The sequence below is a fragment of the Anabaena sp. UHCC 0399 genome (assembly GCF_034931465.1).
GTDB lineage: Bacteria > Cyanobacteriota > Cyanobacteriia > Cyanobacteriales > Nostocaceae > Trichormus > Trichormus minutissimus.
This window is the reverse complement of record NZ_JAYGGZ010000027.1, coordinates 1-20566: the sequence shown is the minus strand read 5'-3', so window position 1 is coordinate 20566 and position 20566 is coordinate 1. Positions and strand designations below refer to the sequence as shown.

13 protein-coding genes and 2 pseudogenes are annotated in these 20566 nt (G+C 41.5%); 11 read left to right on the top strand and 4 right to left on the bottom strand.

From position 1 onward, the window contains the following. Nucleotides 1–128: 128 nt before the first annotated feature. The 11 genes from VB693_RS15640 to VB693_RS15590 all read left to right on the top strand — a co-directional run bounded on the left by VB693_RS15640 (nucleotide 129) and on the right by VB693_RS15590 (nucleotide 15092). Entirely contained in the window at nucleotides 129–1454 is a 1326-nt protein-coding gene (locus VB693_RS15640; protein ID WP_323267066.1) for a CmpA/NrtA family ABC transporter substrate-binding protein, read from the top strand. 138 nt (nucleotides 1455–1592) lie between these two features. Further along, nucleotides 1593–2432, top strand: a complete 840-nt coding sequence (ntrB, locus tag VB693_RS15635) for a nitrate ABC transporter permease (RefSeq protein WP_323267065.1) — start codon at nucleotides 1593–1595, stop codon at nucleotides 2430–2432. Nucleotides 2433–2705: 273 nt separating this feature from the next. Then, nucleotides 2706–4682 (top strand): nitrate ABC transporter ATP-binding protein, encoded by a 1977-nt coding sequence (locus VB693_RS15630; protein WP_323267064.1) that lies wholly within the window; start codon nucleotides 2706–2708, stop codon nucleotides 4680–4682. 80 nt (nucleotides 4683–4762) lie between these two features. After that, the gene (locus VB693_RS15625; protein WP_323267063.1) at nucleotides 4763–5596 is read left to right on the top strand and encodes a nitrate ABC transporter ATP-binding protein; all 834 of its coding nucleotides are present in this window, start codon (nucleotides 4763–4765) and stop codon (nucleotides 5594–5596) included. A 90-nt stretch (nucleotides 5597–5686) separates the two neighbouring features. Continuing rightward, nucleotides 5687–7201, top strand: a complete 1515-nt coding sequence (locus tag VB693_RS15620; RefSeq protein WP_323267062.1) for an MFS transporter — start codon at nucleotides 5687–5689, stop codon at nucleotides 7199–7201. A 124-nt stretch (nucleotides 7202–7325) separates the two neighbouring features. Continuing rightward, nucleotides 7326–9659, top strand: a complete 2334-nt coding sequence (locus tag VB693_RS15615; RefSeq protein WP_323267061.1) for a nitrate reductase — start codon at nucleotides 7326–7328, stop codon at nucleotides 9657–9659. A 199-nt stretch (nucleotides 9660–9858) separates the two neighbouring features. After that, nucleotides 9859–10308, top strand: coding sequence for a phosphate-starvation-inducible PsiE family protein (locus tag VB693_RS15610; RefSeq protein WP_323267060.1), 450 nt, complete (start codon nucleotides 9859–9861; stop codon nucleotides 10306–10308). Nucleotides 10309–10577: 269 nt separating this feature from the next. Then, nucleotides 10578–11777, top strand: a complete 1200-nt coding sequence (locus VB693_RS15605; protein WP_323267059.1) for a DUF1624 domain-containing protein — start codon at nucleotides 10578–10580, stop codon at nucleotides 11775–11777. 154 nt (nucleotides 11778–11931) lie between these two features. Beyond that, entirely contained in the window at nucleotides 11932–12390 is a 459-nt protein-coding gene (locus VB693_RS15600) for a nitrate reductase associated protein (protein ID WP_323267058.1), read from the top strand. A gap of 134 nt (nucleotides 12391–12524) precedes the next feature. Next, nucleotides 12525–13124: a DJ-1/PfpI family protein gene (locus VB693_RS15595; protein ID WP_323267057.1), complete on the top strand. Its 600-nt coding sequence runs from the start codon at nucleotides 12525–12527 to the stop codon at nucleotides 13122–13124. 627 nt (nucleotides 13125–13751) lie between these two features. After that, entirely contained in the window at nucleotides 13752–15092 is a 1341-nt protein-coding gene (locus VB693_RS15590) for a PrsW family glutamic-type intramembrane protease (protein WP_190704544.1), read from the top strand. 377 nt (nucleotides 15093–15469) lie between these two features. Here VB693_RS15590 and VB693_RS15585 read toward each other — a convergent pair whose 3' ends face one another. From VB693_RS15585 to VB693_RS15570, 4 genes and pseudogenes are all read right to left on the bottom strand, one after another. Next, a complete protein-coding gene (locus VB693_RS15585) occupies nucleotides 15470–16108 on the bottom strand; it encodes a hypothetical protein (RefSeq protein ID WP_323267056.1) in 639 nt (212 codons plus the stop codon). 107 nt (nucleotides 16109–16215) lie between these two features. Next, the gene (locus tag VB693_RS15580) at nucleotides 16216–17805 is read right to left on the bottom strand and encodes a CHAT domain-containing protein (protein ID WP_323267055.1); all 1590 of its coding nucleotides are present in this window, start codon (nucleotides 17803–17805) and stop codon (nucleotides 16216–16218) included. Nucleotides 17806–18601: 796 nt separating this feature from the next. Next, nucleotides 18602–19549 (bottom strand): annotated as a pseudogene (locus tag VB693_RS15575) (protein kinase domain-containing protein); the annotation flags it as partial. 275 nt (nucleotides 19550–19824) lie between these two features. After that, nucleotides 19825–20566 (bottom strand): annotated as a pseudogene (locus VB693_RS15570) (serine/threonine protein phosphatase); the annotation flags it as partial.

Here is a 20566-nt window from a genome sequence, read left to right as displayed (position 1 = left end):
AGGGTGTAGGGAAAGTAGAGGAGACTTAAATCAGTGAACAGTTATTAACTGACTGGTAACTGATAACTGTTGATGCTCAATGCCCAATGACTAATGACTAATGACGAATTAACAACATACACAGAAAAATGACTAACTTTTCCAGAAGAAAATTTATTGTTACTACAGGTGCGGCGGCGGCGGCTTCTATCTTGACTCATGCTTGCGCTGCTAATAATTCCAACTCAGCTACCACAGGCGATCAAGCACCCTCAGCCAATCCAGCCGCTAACGTCTCTACAGTAGCTAACGCCCCAAAAGTAGAAACGACCAAAGCCAAACTCGGATTTATCGCCCTCACTGATGCTGCACCTCTAATTATTGCTAAAGAAAAAGGCTTCTTTGCTAAATATGGCATGACCGATGTTGAGGTAATCAAACAAAAATCTTGGCCTGTCACCCGTGACAACCTGAAAATTGGTTCAGGCGGCGGAGGAATTGATGGCGCACACATCCTTAGCCCCATGCCTTATTTAATGACCATCAAAGACAAAACCCCAATGTATATCTTGGCGCGGTTAAATACTAACGGTCAGGCTATTTCTGTAGCAGAGAAGTATAAAGAACTCAACGTCAATCTAGAAAGCAAGGCACTCAAAGCAGCAGCCACTCAAGCTAAAGCTAATCAAAAAGCATTGAAAGCTGGTATTACCTTTCCTGGTGGAACTCACGATTTATGGATGCGCTATTGGCTAGCGGCTGGCGGGATTAATCCAGATCAAGATGTGGTTTTAGAACCTGTTCCACCCGCACAAATGGTAGCCAACATGAAAGTCGGTACTGTAGATACTTTCTGTGTAGGAGAACCTTGGAATGCTCAATTAGTTAGCCAAAAATTGGGTTATTCTGCCCTCGTGACAGGTGAATTATGGAAAGATCACCCAGAAAAAGCCTTTGCGATGCGGAAGGATTGGGTTGATCAAAATCCCAATGCTGCACAAGCTATGTTAATGGCCGTTTTAGAAGCTCAACAGTGGTGCGAGAAACAAGAAAACAAAGAGGAGATGTGTAAAATCTGCTCTGATCGTAAATACTTTAACGTTGCTGCCGCAGATATTATAGAAAGGTCTAAAGGCAATATCGACTATGGTAATGGAAGGACTGAGAAAGAATTTGCTCATCGCATGAAGTTCTGGGCAGATAACGCGTCTTATCCCTACAAGAGCCATGATATTTGGTTCATAACTGAAAATATTCGCTGGGGTTATCTCGCAAAAGATACCAAGATTAAAGAAATTGTTGATCAAGTAAACAGAGAAGATTTATGGAAAAAAGCAGCGAAAGCAATTAGTGTAGCTGATTCCGAAATTCCTACTAGCACTTCTCGCGGTATTGAAACTTTCTTTGATGGTGTGAAATTTGACCCCGAAAAACCAGAAGCATATTTACAAGGCTTGAAAATTAAGAAAGTCTAATTATAGGTGACAGGTGACAGGGGATAGGTGACAGGGGATAGGTTGGATTTCACTATCGTTCAACCCAACTTACATCTGCTGAATACTGCATTTACTAAAATACAAAATACTGTAAAGATTACGGAAATAATAGACAATATGGCTGCTGTTTTAGGAAGTCGGGTAATCAGAAAAAAGTCTCGAAATAATCTCAATAAATTACTTTTAAATAAAGTTGTACCACCATTGGTAGCGTTAGTAATCTTTCTAGGACTTTGGGAACTAGTTTGCTTGTTGCCTAACTTTGAGTTACCGGGGCCAATCGAAACTTTTTCTGAAACTTGGGACCCGTTTATTGTCCATCCTTTCTTTGATAATGGTGAAAGTGATAAAGGTTTAGGCTGGCAATTACTTAGTAGTTTGGGTAGAGTTGCTTTAGGTTTTTCATTATCTGCGATCGCTGGCATTGTCTTAGGTATTTTAGTCGGCGCAAATCGACTAGTTTACAATGCTGTAGATCCCATCTTCCAAGTATTACGAACTGTCCCGCCTCTAGCATGGCTACCTATTTCTTTAGCAGCATTTCAACAAGCTAATCCTTCAGCAATTTTCGTGATTTTCATTACTTCAATTTGGCCAATTATTATCAATACGACAGTTGGCGTACAACAAATTCCTCAAGACTATATCAATGTAGCTAAGGTTTTAAAACTCAAAGGAGCAAAGTATTTCTTAAAAATTGTCTTTCCTGCAACTGTTCCCTACATATTCACTGGATTAAGAATTGGCATTGGTTTATCTTGGTTGGCAATTGTAGCCGCCGAAATGTTAGTAGGTGGTGTAGGTATTGGTTCATTTATTTGGGATGCCTATAACACAACCACAGAAACTAATTTAAGTGAGATTATTTTGGCACTTATTTATGTTGGGTTAGTTGGCTTATTACTAGATAGATTAGTAGGTTTTATTGCCAGTAAAGTTGTAGCAGATCAGAAGTAAGCAATAGGGAAGGGAGAATGAATAACAGTATTACATAGCTGACCTCCCTAAGAGGTTGTTTGAAAAGTTTCAAGAGGTATAAAAATGTCATTCTGACTGGAGCGGACGTAAGGTTCGCGAAGCGTTCCGCAGGAAAGAATCTAGGCTTTGTGGCACATACACTAGATGTTTCATTCCGCTACGCTGCATTCAACATGACAAAGAAACAGACTTTTCAAACATCCTCTAAATAAAAACTACGAATTACGAATTACGAATTACGAATTAAAAAAAATGACTACTTTTGTTGAAGTTGACCACGTTGATCGGGTGTTTGATTTACCGAATGGTGGTAGATATATTGCCCTGAAAAATATTGAGTTAAAAATTAAGCAAGGGGAATTTGTTTCTCTAATTGGACATTCTGGTTGTGGTAAGTCTACGCTGCTGAATATCATTGCAGGTTTAGATCGCGCTAGTATTGGCGGTGTGACGTTGGAAGGGCGGGAAATTAGAGATCCTAGCCCTGATCGCATGGTGGTATTTCAAAACTATTCGTTGCTTCCTTGGTTAACTGTTCGGGAAAATATTGCTCTGGCTGTAGATGAAGTTTATCAGGGTAAGCCCAAGGGTGAGCGGCGAGGAATTATTGAAGAACATATTGATATGGTGGGACTGCGCCCAGCAGCTAATAAACGTCCGAGTGAGTTGTCTGGGGGGATGAAACAACGGGTGGCGATCGCCCGCGCTTTGGCTACTCGGCCTAAGTTGTTGTTGTTAGACGAACCTTTTGGGGCTTTGGATGCCTTGACACGGGGGAGTTTGCAGGAGCAATTGATGAAAATCTGCAATGAGCATAACGTTACCTCTGTGATGGTGACACATGATGTAGATGAAGCATTATTGTTGAGCGATCGCGTCGTCATGCTCACCAACGGGCCAGAAGCCCACATCGGACAAATTCTCGAAGTCCCCATCCCCCGTCCCCGTCAGCGTTTGGAAGTAGTCAAGCATCCCAGTTACTATAATCTGCGGAATGAAATAATATACTTCCTCAATCAACAAAAACTAGCTAAGAAGCGTCAAACCCAGCGTTTAGTCACTTCTTCCACAAGCACAGCCAAAGCCATCCTAGAAATTGGCTTTATGCCCTTAACTGACGCTGCACCTTTAATCGTCGCTAAAGAAAAAGGCTTCTTTGCCAAGTACGGCTTAGACAATATCATCCTCAGTAAAGCTAACAGTTGGCAAGAAATCACCAAAGGTTTTGTCAGCGGGAGATTAGACGCAGCCCAAATGCTTGCAGGAATGCCCCTTTCACTGACATTGGGTGCAGGTAATAAACCTTCAACTCCCGTAATTAACGCCCTCAATCTCTCGCGCAACGCTAACGCCATCACCTTTAGCAAAAGATTGTATAACCAAGGCGTGCGTAGTCTGGCTGACTTAAAAGCAGTGATTAACGCTACTCCCGACCAGATTTTCACATTGGGTATAGTGCATCCAGCATCAATGCAAAACTTAATTTTGCGTTACTGGTTAGCAGCTGGTGGGATAGATCCCGATACAGATATCAGCCTCACAGTGATTCCACCCACACAAATGGTTGCTCAACTCGAAGCCGGATACATTGACGGTTACTGTGCGGGAGAACCTTGGAACTATCAAGCGGTGCATGAAGGCTTAGGTTTTGTCGCAGCTACAGCCCTAGATATTTGGTCAGGACAGCCAAAACAAGTATTAGGAGTACGGGAAGAATGGGCGCAAAAACACCCAGAAACCAATTTAGCCTTAATTAAAGCACTGCTAGAAGCTTGCAAATACTGTGACGACCTCCGCAACCGTCCAGAAATTCTCGAATTACTCTCTCGTCCTGAGTACCTAAACGTAAACCCTGCATACATTCGTCCCGGTTTCATCGACCCCTACGATCGCGGCGACGGTAAACCAGCCCAAGAACTCACGGCTTACAACCAGTTTTACCTCAATAAAACCAACTACCCCAACCGCACAGAAATCTTGTGGATGCTCACCCAGCTAGCACGTTGGAGTATCACACCATTCCCCAAAAACTGGGTAGAAGTCACCGAAAGAGTTTGTCGCGCAGACATATTTGGTGAAGCAGCCCGCGACCTAGGCTTACTAGACATAGGCGAAGACAACCCCATTCACCTATTTGACAGTAAAACCTTCAACCCCTCCGAACCCCTAGACTACCTCAAAAGCCTAGAAATCAAACATCAAATCCGAGTAGAAGAAATCTTCATCTAGCCACCATTCCTCTTCTCTTCTTCTCTCCCCCTCCGCGCCTCCGCGTCTCTGCGTGAATAAATCCTAAATTTAACAAAGCCATGCAAACAGTAAAAACCACCCAAACAGAAAAACCCCCCACCCCCAAACCAGATAACTTCCTAGTAATTGAAGGTGTCAGCAAAATTTACCCCACATCCGAAGGCCCATACACCGTACTAGATGGAATCGACCTCAAAGTCCGCGAAGGTGAATTTGTCTGCTTAATCGGACACTCAGGCTGCGGAAAATCAACCCTACTCAACATGATTTCCGGGTTCAACACCCCCACCGATGGCGTAGTCCTCCTACAAGACCAACCCATCACCGAACCAGGCCCAGACCGGATGATGGTCTTCCAAAACTACTGCTTATTACCTTGGCTAAACGTCTTTGAAAACGTTTACCTAGCAGTAGATGCAGTATTTCCCCACAAACCCCAAGCCGAAAAACGCGCCATAGTCAGAGAACATCTAGCAATGGTGGGCTTAACAGAAGCAGCCGACAAAAAACCCCACCAGATTTCCGGCGGAATGAAACAAAGAGTAGCGATCGCCCGCGCTTTATCCATCCGTCCCAAAGTCTTAATTCTCGATGAACCCTTCGGCGCATTAGACGCAATCACCAAAGAAGAATTACAAGAAGAACTACTAGAAATCTGGCGTGAACATCAAGTCACCGTACTGATGATTACCCATGACATCGATGAAGCTTTATTCCTAGCAGACAGAGTAGTGATGATGACTAACGGGCCAGCAGCCCAAATCGGCGAAATTCTCGATATCCCCTTTTCTCGCCCCCGCAACCGTCGCCGCATCATGGAAGACCCAGAATACTACAACCTGCGGAACTACGCCCTAGATTTCTTATATCGCCGATTTGCTCACGATGAGTAATGAGTGCTGAGTAATGAGTAATGAGTAATGAGTTGTGAGTTATGAGTCATTAGTTTGTCTCCCCTGCGCCCCTAAAATTAGGAGATTAGAATGCTTAAAGAATTATTTTCATTCAAAGATCGTTACCGCATCTTACATCTGACTTGGTTTGCTTTCTTTCTATCCTTTGTGGTTTGGTTTAACTATGCGCCGTTTCAAACAGCAGTTAAAGAAGCCATTGGTTTAACTGAAGGACAAGTTAGAACGATCGCTATTTGTAACGTTGCTCTGACTGTGCCAGCCCGAATTATTATTGGCATGGTTTTAGACAAATATGGGCCAAGAATTACTTACTCATTGTTGCTAATTTATGCCGCTATTCCCTGTCTGGCCTTTGCAATGGCACAGAATTTCAGCCAATTGGTCATCAGTCGCTTGGCATTGAGTATTGTTGGTGCTGGTTTTGTTATCGGTATCCGTATGGTTGCTGAGTGGTTCTCGCCCAAGGAGATTGGGATAGCGGAAGGTATTTATGGTGGCTGGGGTAATTTTGGTTCAGCAGCTGCGGCTTTTATCTTACCTTCTTTAGCTACAGCAAGTGCCGTATTTGCAGCTGGTCAAATTAACTGGCGACTAGCGATCGCACTCACTGGTATTATTGCGGCTGTATATGGAGTCATCTATTTATTCAACGTTGAAGATACTCCCTCTGGTAAGGTTTATCAGCGTCCCAATCGCCACGGTGGGATAGAAGTTACTAGCCAAAAGAGTTTTTGGCTGCTGATGTTAATGAATATTCCCTTGGTTGGGATCTTAGGTCTATTGGCTTGGCGGATCTCAAAAATTGGCTTATTGAATCAAACTCAATTGCTGATTGTTTACCTGTTGTTACTGGGTCTTTACCTCTTCCAAGCCTATAAATGCTGGGATGTGAATCAGGATATGATGCAGGGTAAAAAGCGTTATCCTCCTGAAGAACGTTATGAATTTTCTCAGGTGGCGATTCTAGAGTTGACTTACTTTGTGAATTTTGGCTCAGAGTTAGCAGTAGTTTCCATGCTACCGGGATTTTTTGAGAATACTTTCAGCTTAAGTAAAGTCTTAGCCGGAATGATTGCTGCTAGCTACGCCTTCATGAACTTATTTGCACGTCCCGGTGGCGGTTGGGTTTCCGACACTTTAGGTAGTCGCAGAATGACCATGACTGTATTAACAGGTGGTATGGGTCTTGGTTATTTGCTGATGGGTGGGGTAAGTAGTAGTTTGTGGCTACCTTTGGCGATCGCTTTAACTATGCTTTGCTCATTCTTCGTGCAAGCTGGAGAAGGTTCAACTTTTGCGATCGTACCTTTAGTGAAGCGGCGAGTAACTGGTCAAATTGCAGGTAATGTTGGTGCTTACGGTAATGTGGGAGCTGTAGCTTATCTCACTCTCTATAGTTTTTTACCTGCGGGAGATGTCGGTAATAGAATCTTCTTCCAAACGTTGGGTATTGCTGCACTGATTGTCACTTTCCTATGCTATTTCTTCCTGAAAGAACCCAAAGGCTCGTTTGCTGAACACCATGAGGGTGAAACACCAGAGATGGAAGTAGAAAAATTGCCTATTTTCAGTGAAGAATCCTAGTTTGTAGTGTACCCCTGCGGGGAAGCAAGCTACGCGGAGCGTCTCGCAGAGAGGACTAAAGTCCTCACTACGAACAATAATTAGCGATGACCTACGGTGGGGCGAAGCATCATCACAAATTACCATGATTGAATCTACCAAAACTCTCTGTCCTTACTGTGGTGTCGGCTGCGGCTTAGAAGTTTCACCCCCAGCACAAGCCAATACAGCAACTAATCGAGATAGCCAAGGAAATCCCATTTGGCGAGTGCGGGGCGATAAATCTCACCCATCTAGTCAGGGTATGGTTTGCGTCAAAGGTGCAACGATCGCCGAATCGTTAGATAAAGATAGACTACATTACCCAATGGTGCGCGACTCGTTAGATCAAGAGTTCCGCCGCGTCAGTTGGGATGAAGTGTTTGATATCATCACCCAACGCATTCAAACCGTGCGCTGCACTCAAGGGGTAGATGCTATATGTATGTATGGTTCTGGTCAGTTTCAAACTGAGGACTACTACATCGCCCAAAAATTAATGAAAGGTTGTTTGGGTACTAATAATTTTGATGCTAACTCCCGGTTATGTATGTCTAGTGCGGTATCTGGGTACATCCAGAGTTTTGGTTCAGATGGACCTCCCTGCTGTTATGACGATTTGGAGTTAACTGATTGTGCATTTTTGATTGGGACAAATACGGCCGAATGTCACCCCATCGTTTTTAACCGCTTGCAGAAATATCACAGAAAAAACCGTCATGTGAAAATGATTGTGGTAGACCCCCGGCGCACACCCACAGCCGAAGCTGCTGACTTACATTTGGCGATTCGTCCCGGTACAGATATCGATTTGTTAAATGGGATTGCCCATTTATTAATGCGTTGGCAGATGATAGATGTTAGCTTCATTGATGACTGTACCAGTAACTTTTCTGCTTACGCTGAAGTCATCCGCCACTATTCACCGGAAGTTGTAGCCCGTCAATGTGGAATCAGTATTGAAGATTTAGAAACCGCCGCCCGTTATTGGGGTAAATCGCAGCGTGTATTATCTTTGTGGTCGATGGGTGTAAACCAATCCACTGAAGGGACAGCAAAAGTTAGAACTATTATTAACCTACACCTGATGACCGGACAAGTCGGTAACCCAGGGGCGGGGCCTTTTTCCCTCACCGGTCAACCCAATGCAATGGGAGGAAGGGAAGCTGGCGGTTTAGCCCATTTGTTACCAGGTTATCGCTTAGTGAAAAATCCCCAACATCGGGCTGAGGTAGAAGAATTTTGGCAATTACAACCTGGGCAAATTTCACCCCATCCCGGTTTAACTGCTTGGGATATGATTACAGGTTTGGAAGACGGGGCTGTAGGGTTGTTGTGGATTGCGGCTACTAACCCAGCTGTGAGTATGCCAGATTTGGAACGGACTAAGAAAGCATTATTGCGATCGCCTTTCACAATTTACCAAGACGCATATTACCCCACAGAAACCTCAGCTTACGCCCATGTCCTTCTCCCGGCGGCGCAGTGGAGTGAGAAAACTGGCATAATGACTAATTCCGAACGTCGGGTAACTTTGTGTTCAGCATTCCGTCAACCCCCACGAGAAGCTAAAGCCGATTGGGAAATCTTTGCGGAAGTTGGGCGTAGATTAGGTTTTGAGGACAAATTCGCCTTTACTAATTCTGCGGAAGTTTACGCGGAGTTTGTTCAATTAACCAGGGGTCGTATTTGCGATATGACTGGTATAAGTCATGAACAGCTACACCAAGAAGGCGCGACACAATGGCCGCATCCCTTAACCACTCCCAACTCCCCACTCCCCACTCAGCACCGACTAAACGCCGCGCTACCGCTAACAGCACCGGCTAAACGCCGCGCTACCGCTAACAGCACTCATCACTCCTCACTCCCCACTCAGCACGGGCTAAACGCCCCGCTACCGCTAACAGCACTCAGCACTCAGCACTCAAAAAGACTTTATACTGATTTACATTTTCCTACACCAGATGGACGCGCTAAATTTGGGGCATATTATTCTAAAGGTTTGGCAGAACCACCAAATCCAGATTATCCTTTTGTGTTAACTACTGGGCGACTTTACGGACATTGGCACACCCAAACGCGTACAGGACGGATTGAAAAAATTCGCGCTATGCACCCAGAACCATTTATAGAAATTCATCCCCGTGACGCGGCTAAGTTGGGAATTCTCGATAATCAAATGGTAGAAGTGCGATCGCGTCGGGGTCAAGCTCAGTTTAAAGCCAAAGTCACCAAAGCAATTTCACCCGGTACAGTCTTCGTCCCCATGCACTGGGGTTCACTCTGGGCTGACAATGCTGAAGCTAACGCCCTCACTCATCCAGAATCTTGCCCTGATTCACTACAACCAGAATTAAAAGCCTGTGCTGTACAACTAATACCTATCTCTTTGACTATTACAGCTAAAAGTTCTCAACTCCAGTCCTCACAATGGTAAGCTGCTGGATAATGATTTTATTACCAGAAGATAGTCAATCGTTACTATTATAACTTTTGATGTACTAAAGTTGACTATTACTAAGATAAAATATTTTTAATATAGTAATAAAACATTACCAATGAATCCTCTAGAGTTATCTATAGGATTTTTCTTTTGTTTTTTAATTCTTGAGCTTATCTGAAAATGGGTGCAACCAATGAAGAAATTAATCAGGCAAATTTTAGGCTTTACTAAAGATGAAAGTTTCATGTATTTCATAGAACATATAGAGGTAATAGTTTCCAAAATATTATCGATTTTCATGGTAATAGTAATTTTAGTAGCAATTATAGATTTAGGAACTTATATAGTTAAAGAAGTATTTACTACACCCTATGGCGCAATTAATACAACACTATTTAAAGTTTTCGGCTTATTTTTAAACATCCTAATTGCATTAGAAATACTGGAAAACATTACAGCTTATTTAAAAAGACACGTTTTTCAGGTAGAATTAGTAATTGTTACTTCCTTAATTGCTGTAGCTAGAAAAATCATTATTCTGGATTTGGAAAAAGTGAGAGGTCTAGATATTATTGGTTTAGGGACTGCGGTTTTAGCCTTATCTATTAGTTACTTAATAATTCGTTCTAGTAATAGACATTAAAAATTTTAATTAGATATGCACAATTAGTAATTTAAAAAATTAAAATTTCAGGAAAATAATAGTATTATTAAAAAATATCTAAGTAGAACAGCGTAAATAATTAATGGTTCGTAGTAAGGACTTAAGTCCTTACTACGAACCAGATCACATTAACTTTATATTACTTAACATATTTAGGTTTATTCTCACCGACTTACTTATCATCATTTTTTATACTGGTGAAACTTAGTTAAAAATAAAAACAAATACTAAAAAATCGCATATAAAATATGAGCTTTTCAAGTGATGAAACTCCTAGTAATCAACAATTAATAACTAAACGAATCATCTCAATAGATATGTTGCGCGGATTAGTGATGGTTTTAATGGTGCTAGATCATGTGCGAGCTTTTTTCACTAATGTTCGCTTCCGTCCTACAGATTTGACCCAGACAAATATACCTTTATTTCTCACCCGTTGGGTAACTCATTTATGCGCCCCCACATTTATATTTCTGGCTGGAGTAGCAGCTTATCTTTTTTTCATTAGCCGACCACAAAGTAAGCAAAAACTCGCGCAGTATCTGATAATTCGTGGATTGTGGTTAGTGTTTCTAGAATTAACAATAATACGTTTTGGCTGGATATTTGACCCAACATACTCTTTTACTGCGGCAGGGGTAATATGGGCAATTGGTTGGTCAATGGTCGTTTTAGCACTATTAATTAGGCTACCAATTCCTATGATAGCTGTACTAGGAATTTTGCTTATAGTTGGACACAATTTATTTGATCATATCCATGCGGAACAACTAGGAACATGGGGTTGGTTATGGGCGGTAATTCATGAACAAAAAATGCTTACTCCTTTTCCTAATAAAATTTTCTTCATTAGTTATCCCCTGATTCCTTGGATTGGAGTAATGGCAACAGGTTATGCTTTTGGGACTATATTTAAACTAGAAAAAACTTTTAGGCTGCGATTGTTGCAATGGTTAGGACTTGGGCTAATTCTGAGTTTTGTAGTTATCCGTGCTTTGAATGTATATGGTGATCCGTACCCTTGGACAGTACAAAGCAATTTTTCCTATACGATACTATCGTTTATTAACTGTCATAAATATCCACCTTCATTGCTTTATTTATTAATGACTCTAGGTCTAGCAATGCTCTTGCTCTACTTGTTTGAAAAGCAGCGATGGAGAATTTTTCAACCCCTAGTGTTATTTGGTCAAGTCCCTTTATTTTTTTATATAATTCACCTTTGGCTCATCCATTTTACTGCTATCTTACTGGCTTTACCCAAATATGGGTTCAAGGCAATTATTATGCCCTTTATAGCTTCCCGCTTGATGCCAGCAGATTATGGATATAATTTGCCAATGATTTACAATATTTGGATAATCATGATAATTATTCTTTATCCTCTGTGTAGTTGGTTTAAGAATTACAAGTCCAATAATCCTCATAAGTGGTTAAAATACTTGTAAATAGTCATCCCATACCTAAAAATAGAACAAAATCACAACTATTAGGATTAAAAACTTAGCCATATATCTAGATGTAGCATTTAACAAGCATTGAGTAAAACTTATTACAACGGCAGAATTTAATGAATTTAAATATAATTTTGGTAATGCAAATATGAATACTTTCTTTGAATTTGAAGCAGATTTTGTTGATTCGCTCCGTTGTATACCCATGCAAGTACGTTATAAACTTGATACCTGTGGTATTAAGCTAAAATTATCTGATTGGCATCACATCACCCAAGCTGAACGGGAAGCTTTAGTTACCTTACCTTGCACAACAGAAGATGAAATTCAAGCTTACCAAGAATATCTCCAGGAATTAATTTTAGAACGCACAGGTACACCTGTTGCCACATTACCGATAGATCCTTATGCCGCATGGTTGGATTCTAACAATATGCCAGTCACTCTGCAAGAAAAAGCCCAAGAAATAGGCATAAATATAACTCTGTCACAGTGGACAAATTTAACACCATTGCAACGTTTTGCTTTGATTAAACTCAGTCGTAATGGACACGAAAACAAGAATTTTCCACGTGCGATCGCCGAATTTAGCTTAGTCAATAGTTAGAAGCTAGGAAAATCGGTCATGTGTAAAAATTAGCAAATAAAATAGGTCTAATACATCCTGATTGAATAATATTTACTTGAACTCGTGATGAATTAAATACTGATACTTTACAAGTTAAACAAGGACACCACTATATGGCTGCTAAGAAAATTTTGATGCTGATTGGTGACTATGTAGAAGACTACGAAGTCATTGTTCCCTTCCAAGCTTTGCAAATGGTAGGACATACTGTTCACGCAGTTTGTCCAGACAAGCAAGCTGGTGACAAAGTACGAACAGCAGTTCACGATTTTGAGGGAGATCAAACTTATAGCGAAAAACCTGGACACAATTTCACCCTCAACGCCACCTTTGCGGAAATCAAAGCCGAAAACTACGATGCTTTAGTTGTACCTGGTGGACGCGCACCAGAATATATCCGCTTAAATCAAAAAGTCTTAGAAATAACCCGCCACTTTGCTCATAGTAATAAACCAATCGCTGCGATTTGCCACGGATTGCAATTATTAGCGGCGGCGGATGTCTTGCATGGTAAGAACTGCACTGCTTACCCAGCCTGTGGCCCCGATGTGCGGAGTGCTGGCGGTAACTATGTACAAATTCCTGTGGATGAAGCGATTGTAGATGGTAATTTAGTCACAGCACCAGCTTGGCCTGCTCATCCCCGTTGGCTAGCAGAGTTTCTCAAGGTACTGGGTACTAAAATTGAGCATCCAGAAGTAGCTAAAGTTTAATTGAAATTATTCATAGGCTAAAAAAATCAACATTTAAGGCTAGGAATTTACTTTGTTCCTAGTCTTTAACTGATGTTCAAGGAAGGATAGTTTACTATAAAATCTCTGGTTAATATACTACTAAAAAAAACAAAATTTTGATCGTCAAGATTTTGAAAAACTAATTTCTACTAGATATTGAGAAACTTTTAATTTATTGAAAAAAATAAATCTTCCAATTTATAGCATCAAAACTGCTTGCTCTCCTCCTGCTTCCTTGCATTTATAGAGATGGGATAATTTTTCTATTGTAAGTTTTTAGATGTGGCAAATAATACTATAAATTAGTTCATATCTGTACATATTTATGTATATCAGTATTGTCAAAACCTCTGAGATATATAATTCCATTGAAACATCTTATCAACAAGGTACAAAGGATACTTTTTGAAGTGGAAATCCTTGCCACAATTGGTTGAAATAACTGGTTGAAAGAATTTTAAATTTTGAGTGAGCAAATTTTGAATTTATTCGCATAGAGTAAAGCTATAGTGTACTTAGCAATGCTGCTGTTAGTGTGGCTGAGGTTAAGTCCTACTGCCAAGGTATTTTTTTGTGGATTAGTTTGGAAAGACACTCTCTAACTCGATGACAGGCAAAAACGCAAGACATAGTGCTTTTCTAAGGCTAGTGTCTGGTAATGGAGAAGCATTTGGGTCAGAATCTCGCTACTCGCTTACCAGTAAAGAAGCAGTAATTGGACGTGACCCCAGCTGCCAAGTTGTCTTGGATGCCATGATGTACCGGATGGTATCCCGTCGTCATGCTGTGGTTCGTCCCGTTGCTTCGTCCTTAGATAGCAAATTTAACTGGGTACTTTGTGATTTGAATAGTGCTAATGGCACTTATTTAAATGGACAACGCTTATATGGATGTCAAGAACTGCACGCAGGCGATCGCATTGCATTGGGTGCTGATGGGCCACAATTTATGTTCGAGTATGCAATTGCACCTCAACCCACGGTCATTACAAACCAAATTGCACCACTACCATCAGCAAAAAATGCTAGACAATCAAAGCCTGATGCTGTCAGCTTTACCCAACTATTTCCGATTATTTCCACAGGTAAAGATTTAACTCGCAAAGCCTATCTTGTACCGGGAATTCTCACAGTGATATTTGTGGTGCTGATGTTTGCTACGGTAGGACAGCCGCAAGCTAATCAGGTAATTGTCGCCTCTTACATCGCACTGGCTGCTTACTATTTCATTTACCAACTGTGTGGTAAACCCAAGCCTTGGTGGATGCTCGTAGGTGCAGCGTTATCGACGATTATTATCTTACTCAGTCCCATATTAAGTTTCTTTATCTTCGTTTTTCGTGAACTTCTCCCTGGTAATGTACCCCCGATAGATCAGCCTGTCAGCAGCCTTACAGAATTATTTGTGCGCTACTTTTTTGGTGCTGGGTTGATGGAGGAATTACTCAAAGCTTTGCCAATACTTGGTGCTTATCTGGCGGCTTTAGCACTCCCCTCTCCCTGGCGCGAACGGATAGGAGTATGGGAACCTTTAGACGGCATTCTCTTGGGAACGGCTTCTGCTGTTGGTTTTACTTTAGTAGAAACTTTAGGTCAATATGTACCAGCCGTATCTTTACAAGCAGGTTCAGAGGTAGGCTTACAAGTTCTGATTGCGAGGATTTTGGGTTTACCAGCCGGACATATGGCTTACAGTGGTTATTTGGGATATTTCATCGGGTTGGCTGCACTCAAACCCCGTCATGCAAAACAAATTCTGGCTGTTGGCTATCTTAGCGCGGCTGCACTCCATGCTTTGTGGAATACCGCCGGACACAGTAATAACTTACTATTAGTTGTTGTTGGTGTGTTGTCTTACGCTTTTTTGATGGCGGCGATTCTCAAGGCGAGGGCATTATCACCCACGCGATCGCAAAACTTTGCTACTCGTTTTCTGGGGCCGAAATAGAAGGCAAAAGGCAAAAGAAAGAATACTGATTTTGTCAGCTTTTCACCTATTTGAGATGGTAGCTTTATTTCCGTAGTGTTTTACTAGCATTCATGACTCATCATTCCCTATCTTTATCTCTTAGGGTAGATGGCAGAATTCTGTGATTCCTTTATTCTTAGCTTACTGTGGCATATTTTTGTTTAAAACAAATGATAGTTAATCGAAAGAATGCCACACAAGCTTCTTCTGTGAGCCACATCATACCAATTTTTAGATATAGGGATATTGAAGAAAACGTTTTTATTTCTTGCCTGTTCTAGCAATTGAAAACCCGCCTTCTGATCCTGATTTAAGATTGCTGGTAAAAAAAATCACAAGAAAAATTAAACTATTAATCAACCTTCAGACTCAGATTCGTCAAGTTGTCTAAGGGCATAGTAGGCGATCGCCATTCCCATTTTTGCCTGTTCTATTTCTGATAGAGCAGTCCAATCTTCCACATTATTAATTGAACCGATCTTATGTGGTTCACCGCTACGCATCGCATAGGCATAGGGACGAGCTAAAATTGACAGATCATCCGCTCCCCAGGTAGGTAGTACAGCCTGGACACACTCTATTAATTGATCACCTAAACATTGTTGAGAGGCGACAAGTTCTGTGGCTTTGGCGGCGATCGCATTCAACCAGTTTTGAGGTATGCTGGCCGCAAAAGCTTTTTGTAAATTTTCTTGAAGACTACTCACAGCAGTCGTAATTGTATTACAGTTGTAATATGTTGAATTTTCCACCTGTAACCACAAGTTATCTAATTGATGAAAAAAACTTTGCGATCGGCTAGTGAGTTCTTCCTCTAGAACCTCTGCCATCGCAAACTTTTGTTCTAGTTCGTAAAAATATGCTTCTGATTCATCATCTGCTGGATTCCAAGGATAGGTAGCATCTTCTGGTTCTAACAAAGCTGCTAACAATTCTAATTCCACTTGAGATGTGAGAGAATGGCGAGTATCTGAACCGTTAATTTGATGAGTCATTGATTCCTTCCTCATGAAGTAGTTTAGGGATATTGACAGCTACACTTGTTAAATTCTATTTTCCGCAAAAAAGAATTTTATTGTCTCACTGGGGAAACCCTCGTGCTTCAAGAAATTTTCGAGTCTTCAATTATAAACTCCCAAATTTCTCCTCTAGAACTACCAAACTTTAATTGCATTCCTGATTGTAATGGTACTTCCTCCCGGAGTATTTGTTGCCAACCATTAGTTCCTAAATACCAGGTTGTACCGTAGGTAGAGAAATCTTGGAGGTAATAAGTTCTCATTGGAGTTGTGCCGTTAAAAGTATTACGACAGAGTATTTCAGCGTGTCGTTTAGAAACAGAGGGTTCGGAGATGACAATATCATTGTCTTTAGTGCGACCAATGCGGGTGACACCAATTCTTAAAAACCAGGATCTTCCGCCGGGAGAAAGCGATCGCAAACAGGCAACAGGGACGGAAGCATCTAAGTTAGGAATGATCGTATCTGGTAGTTCTGTCACACCTTCATCGGCACCTTTAATCAATTCTCCATCAAAATCTGGATGCAGGTAAAGAACTGGTAAAGTCCAAGCAGGTTGGTTGTACTTATACAGTGTTAACAGTTCTTGCCTAGCTTCCGCTACTGCTTCGTCAATTGGTTTACGTGACCTTAAAGCTTTAGCAAAAACCTGGATAAAACTGTGACTTTCACGATCAGCAATTTCATCCCGCATTCCCAAAACCGCCGGGACACCATGACGAATCAAAACTTCTGCCAAGCTACTGGCGGGGATAGCTTGATGATTAATTGCTGCTGGTTGCGCTCCCCAACAGGCGTTAAGAACTGCCAATTTCACAGCACTACGAGTTAAGACTTGGGCTAATTCTATGCCGTTGATAGTCATACCAGGGCGCAAAAATAACAGTCCGCCGTCGGGATTTGGTAAACCGTGACCAGCGTAGAAAAAGACATTGTATGCTTTAGTTTCTAACTCTTGAATTAACTCTTGGGGAGTAGGTTGCAGCAGTGTTTTAACTGTGCAAGAAGCATACTTTTGACCATAGCTACCCACCTGTCCACCACTTAACAGGGTTTGCTCTAAGATAGCGGCTTCTTTTTGTAGTTGCAGGTTTTGATCGTGACCGAGAACCAAGAGAATTTTTAAAGCTTGATCGGTGCGTAAAAGTGGTAGGTGTTCAACTTCGCTGGTTGTGCGGCTAAACAGCAAATCTGGAGAGAGAGACATAGCAGGTTGTCCAGGCTCTCGCTGCATAATTTCCCAAGGTAGAGCGATCAAATCTGGGTCGCGGATTTCCAAGCGAAATTTCAGCCGTGTTTTTTGACCCATCGCCATCCCACGACTGCGTTCTAGACTACCGAGAATTGATCCTTCAAACACCCAACGCCACAGATTAATCCCCAAATATTGCATCAAACGACTGCTGTAACCAGTATTTTGTCCACTAGGAGGTGCGACTAAATTCATAGGCAGTTGATTGACTGACCGATGGGTTGAGCTTGTAGAAATATTGATACCGCTATGACCAGCAAACATTTGTTGCCATTCTTGCCAAACTTGAGTGAGTTCAGCCGGCCATCCACAGTCATGCAAAACGTAGCCACTGGGATAGGGAGCTTTAACCACCCAAATGGCGAAACTATCATTGCCAGTATTGACGAGACGGGCGATCGCCAGGTTCAGGGATGGCATGGATTCATGACACTAACAGCTAAACACAAATAATTTCTACCAACAATTTATAGGAAAATTCTGATCTTATAAATTTAAGTTTAGTTATTATCTGTATTATTTCAGGTTTTTACAAGTTTATCGATTATTTGTTTGTGTTGCACTAGGCTTACTGGGTGTAGTAGTCACAAAACGCAAAGCCTTTGTTTAAACTCCGCGCCCCTTTGCGTTAGTTCAGATAAATTAAGGATGTTGGGTTTCCTTGCGTCAATCCAAGCTACCTGCTGGGTGTACTTGGGGTAGGTGATTGACTGTCTACGGAAGAAGTATTACAGGTAGTGTCAGCATTGGCTTGCAATACACTTATTTTCCCCTCTGCTTCCCAGGTTTTCAATTGCGAGTGTTTAAGTTGGATTGGTATGTCTGGTAATTTTGGCGTTGGCTTTGGCTGTGTTGGATTAGGGCATATTCTCAAATAAACATCATAATCGTCACTATCTAGGAAATTTTTCGTCTCCTCAACCTGTAAAAAGGTTGTAGGTAATAAACTTATCTGATTTTTTAGAGGAACTTCTTTCTTGATCTGAATCGCCCATCCAGGAGCGAGATTATCGATCGATCGCCTCCCCTTCTTTGGTGTAACTATCATCACCGAATTTGGGATTACCTCAGAAGTATTATTTCTGCTTTCCCATACGAACTTTACCCAAAAGCCTAATGCACCAACTGCGATCGCTAATAATAATGGAACTATTAAATTAAGAAGAGGTTTTATACCAGTGGAACTTGTTACAAACACTGTGGGGGGAGACTTAGGAAAAGCAGGAGGCTTTGCGGGAGGCTGAGTTGGAGGTAATGGTAGAGGTGGTGCAGCTTTGCGAGTCAAGTCTTCAATTACTTCATCTGCTGATTGATAACGATCCTCAATTTCTTTTTTCAACAGCTTGTCAAGAATTTTAGCCAATTCACTACTGATAGGACTTTTTAAATATTCTTCCCAAGATGTCACCCAGCCAAAACCATGATCTATCGACAAATGAAAAGGGGAAACTCCTGTCAGCAGATGAAAGGAGGTAGCCCCCAAACTGAACAAATCACTTGCAGGATAAGCTTTACCACCTTTAATCTGCTCAACTGGGCTATATCCATGTGAGCCGATTGTTGTCCCCATTTGTGTATAGACAGTGGCGGTTAACTGCTTAGAAGCTCCAAAATCAATCAGGACTAAACGATTGTCACTTTTACAACGGATAATATTTTGCGGTTTGATATCTCGATGAATTACGTTTCGCGCATGGAGAAGTTTCAACACAGGTAGTAAATCCAGCAAAAGCTTGCGAATGTCAGCTTCTCCATAGATTCCCTGCGTATCTAATTCTTTAAGCAGATTTTGTCCATCAATAAACTGCTGCACCAAATACATATTGTGATCTTGCTCAAAGTAAGCAAATAGAGTGGGAATTTGAGGATGTTCGCCCAACTCTTGCAGTCGTTTTGCTTCTTCTTTAAACAACTCCACTGCTTTTTTTAATGCCCAAGTACCCTGGACTTTCGGTGCAAACTGCTTAACTACGCATGATTCATCAAGCTTATGTACATCTTCCGCTAGATAAGTCCTGCCAAATCCACCTTCACTAGAAAGGAGATTGGTAACTTTATACCGACCTCCAAGCAGTTTGATTAACGGTACGCTGCAACTCTGGCAAAAAACATTACCATCAGGGTTTAGAGGACTAGGACAATCAGGATTGAGGCAGCAGAGCATTATCTGACAAGCGTCACTAAGAAGGATTCTGTAGATATAGTAACCGAATTTTCCCTGAGCCTACTTGTCAAATTTTTAATTTTTATCTTGGTTGATCAGCAATCCACAATTTCAAACGAACAACCACTTATCAATCAACATCCCGATTACAGTTTTCCCGAAATTTTGTCCTAGAAAACACAAAGCTTTGATGAAAGCTTCGCGCCCTTCTGCGTAAACCTCCGCGCTCCTTTGCGTTAAATCAATTATGTTGGGTTTCCTTGCGTCAACCCAACCTACGGGCTTGTATTTTGATTATTGGGTTGCGTCGGATTAGATTTACTGGGTTTACTTTCGCTAGTAGAAGATGAGTTATCTACTGAAGAAGTATTACAGGTAAAATCATCACTGGGTTGCAATACTTCTACTTGCCAGCTTTTTAGCTCTGATAGTTTAAATGTGACTTTTTGTGGTGATGCCTGTGATTCTCCTGGATTCAGACACACATTGAAAGATACATTATCATTGTTTGTTTTCTCCAAAACTTTTAAATATCTTTCTTCATTGGATTTTCGAGCAACTCCCAAAGGAACTTTGTTGGTGGTTCTAATCACCCATCCAGTTTGGAGGTTATCGAGCGATCGCTGCTGCTGATTGCTCAGAGGTGGAGTATTGGGCGGATTAGATACATTGCCATTCGTGTTAGTTTGTGGAGATCGCAATAGCTTGATCCAGTATCCGAATACTCCTGCTGCCAATAGAAAGATGAATAGCGTGATTAAATTTAAAGGTAGATTTCGGAAGTTAGTTTTTTGACGTAAGACTTTTGTCTGTTGCCCAGGGTCGCTTTCTAGTAATGTTGGTGATGTCGGTTGTGCAGCCGCATTCACGGTTGGGATGCTGGCACTATCGGGCATGATTACTTGAATAGCTGACTCTGGTTCAGAGTATTTGACTTGATAGTGTACTAAAGCAATAGTGACATTATCGTGTCCATTTTTTGTGTTGGCAATTTCTATCAAGCGATCGGCAACATCG

Coding starts and splice junctions, on each gene's coding strand:
- VB693_RS15590 (WP_190704544.1), top strand. CDS start 13,752: ATGACAGGCAAAAACGCAAGACATAGTGCTTTTCTAAGGCTAGTGTCT.
- VB693_RS15630 (WP_323267064.1), top strand. CDS start 2,706: ATGACTACTTTTGTTGAAGTTGACCACGTTGATCGGGTGTTTGATTTA.
- VB693_RS15595 (WP_323267057.1), top strand. CDS start 12,525: ATGGCTGCTAAGAAAATTTTGATGCTGATTGGTGACTATGTAGAAGAC.
- VB693_RS15585 (WP_323267056.1), bottom strand. CDS start 16,108: ATGACTCATCAAATTAACGGTTCAGATACTCGCCATTCTCTCACATCT.
- ntrB (WP_323267065.1), top strand. CDS start 1,593: ATGGCTGCTGTTTTAGGAAGTCGGGTAATCAGAAAAAAGTCTCGAAAT.
- VB693_RS15625 (WP_323267063.1), top strand. CDS start 4,763: ATGCAAACAGTAAAAACCACCCAAACAGAAAAACCCCCCACCCCCAAA.
- VB693_RS15615 (WP_323267061.1), top strand. CDS start 7,326: ATGATTGAATCTACCAAAACTCTCTGTCCTTACTGTGGTGTCGGCTGC.
- VB693_RS15580 (WP_323267055.1), bottom strand. CDS start 17,805: ATGCCATCCCTGAACCTGGCGATCGCCCGTCTCGTCAATACTGGCAAT.
- VB693_RS15605 (WP_323267059.1), top strand. CDS start 10,578: ATGAGCTTTTCAAGTGATGAAACTCCTAGTAATCAACAATTAATAACT.
- VB693_RS15640 (WP_323267066.1), top strand. CDS start 129: ATGACTAACTTTTCCAGAAGAAAATTTATTGTTACTACAGGTGCGGCG.
- VB693_RS15620 (WP_323267062.1), top strand. CDS start 5,687: ATGCTTAAAGAATTATTTTCATTCAAAGATCGTTACCGCATCTTACAT.
- VB693_RS15610 (WP_323267060.1), top strand. CDS start 9,859: ATGAAGAAATTAATCAGGCAAATTTTAGGCTTTACTAAAGATGAAAGT.
- VB693_RS15600 (WP_323267058.1), top strand. CDS start 11,932: ATGAATACTTTCTTTGAATTTGAAGCAGATTTTGTTGATTCGCTCCGT.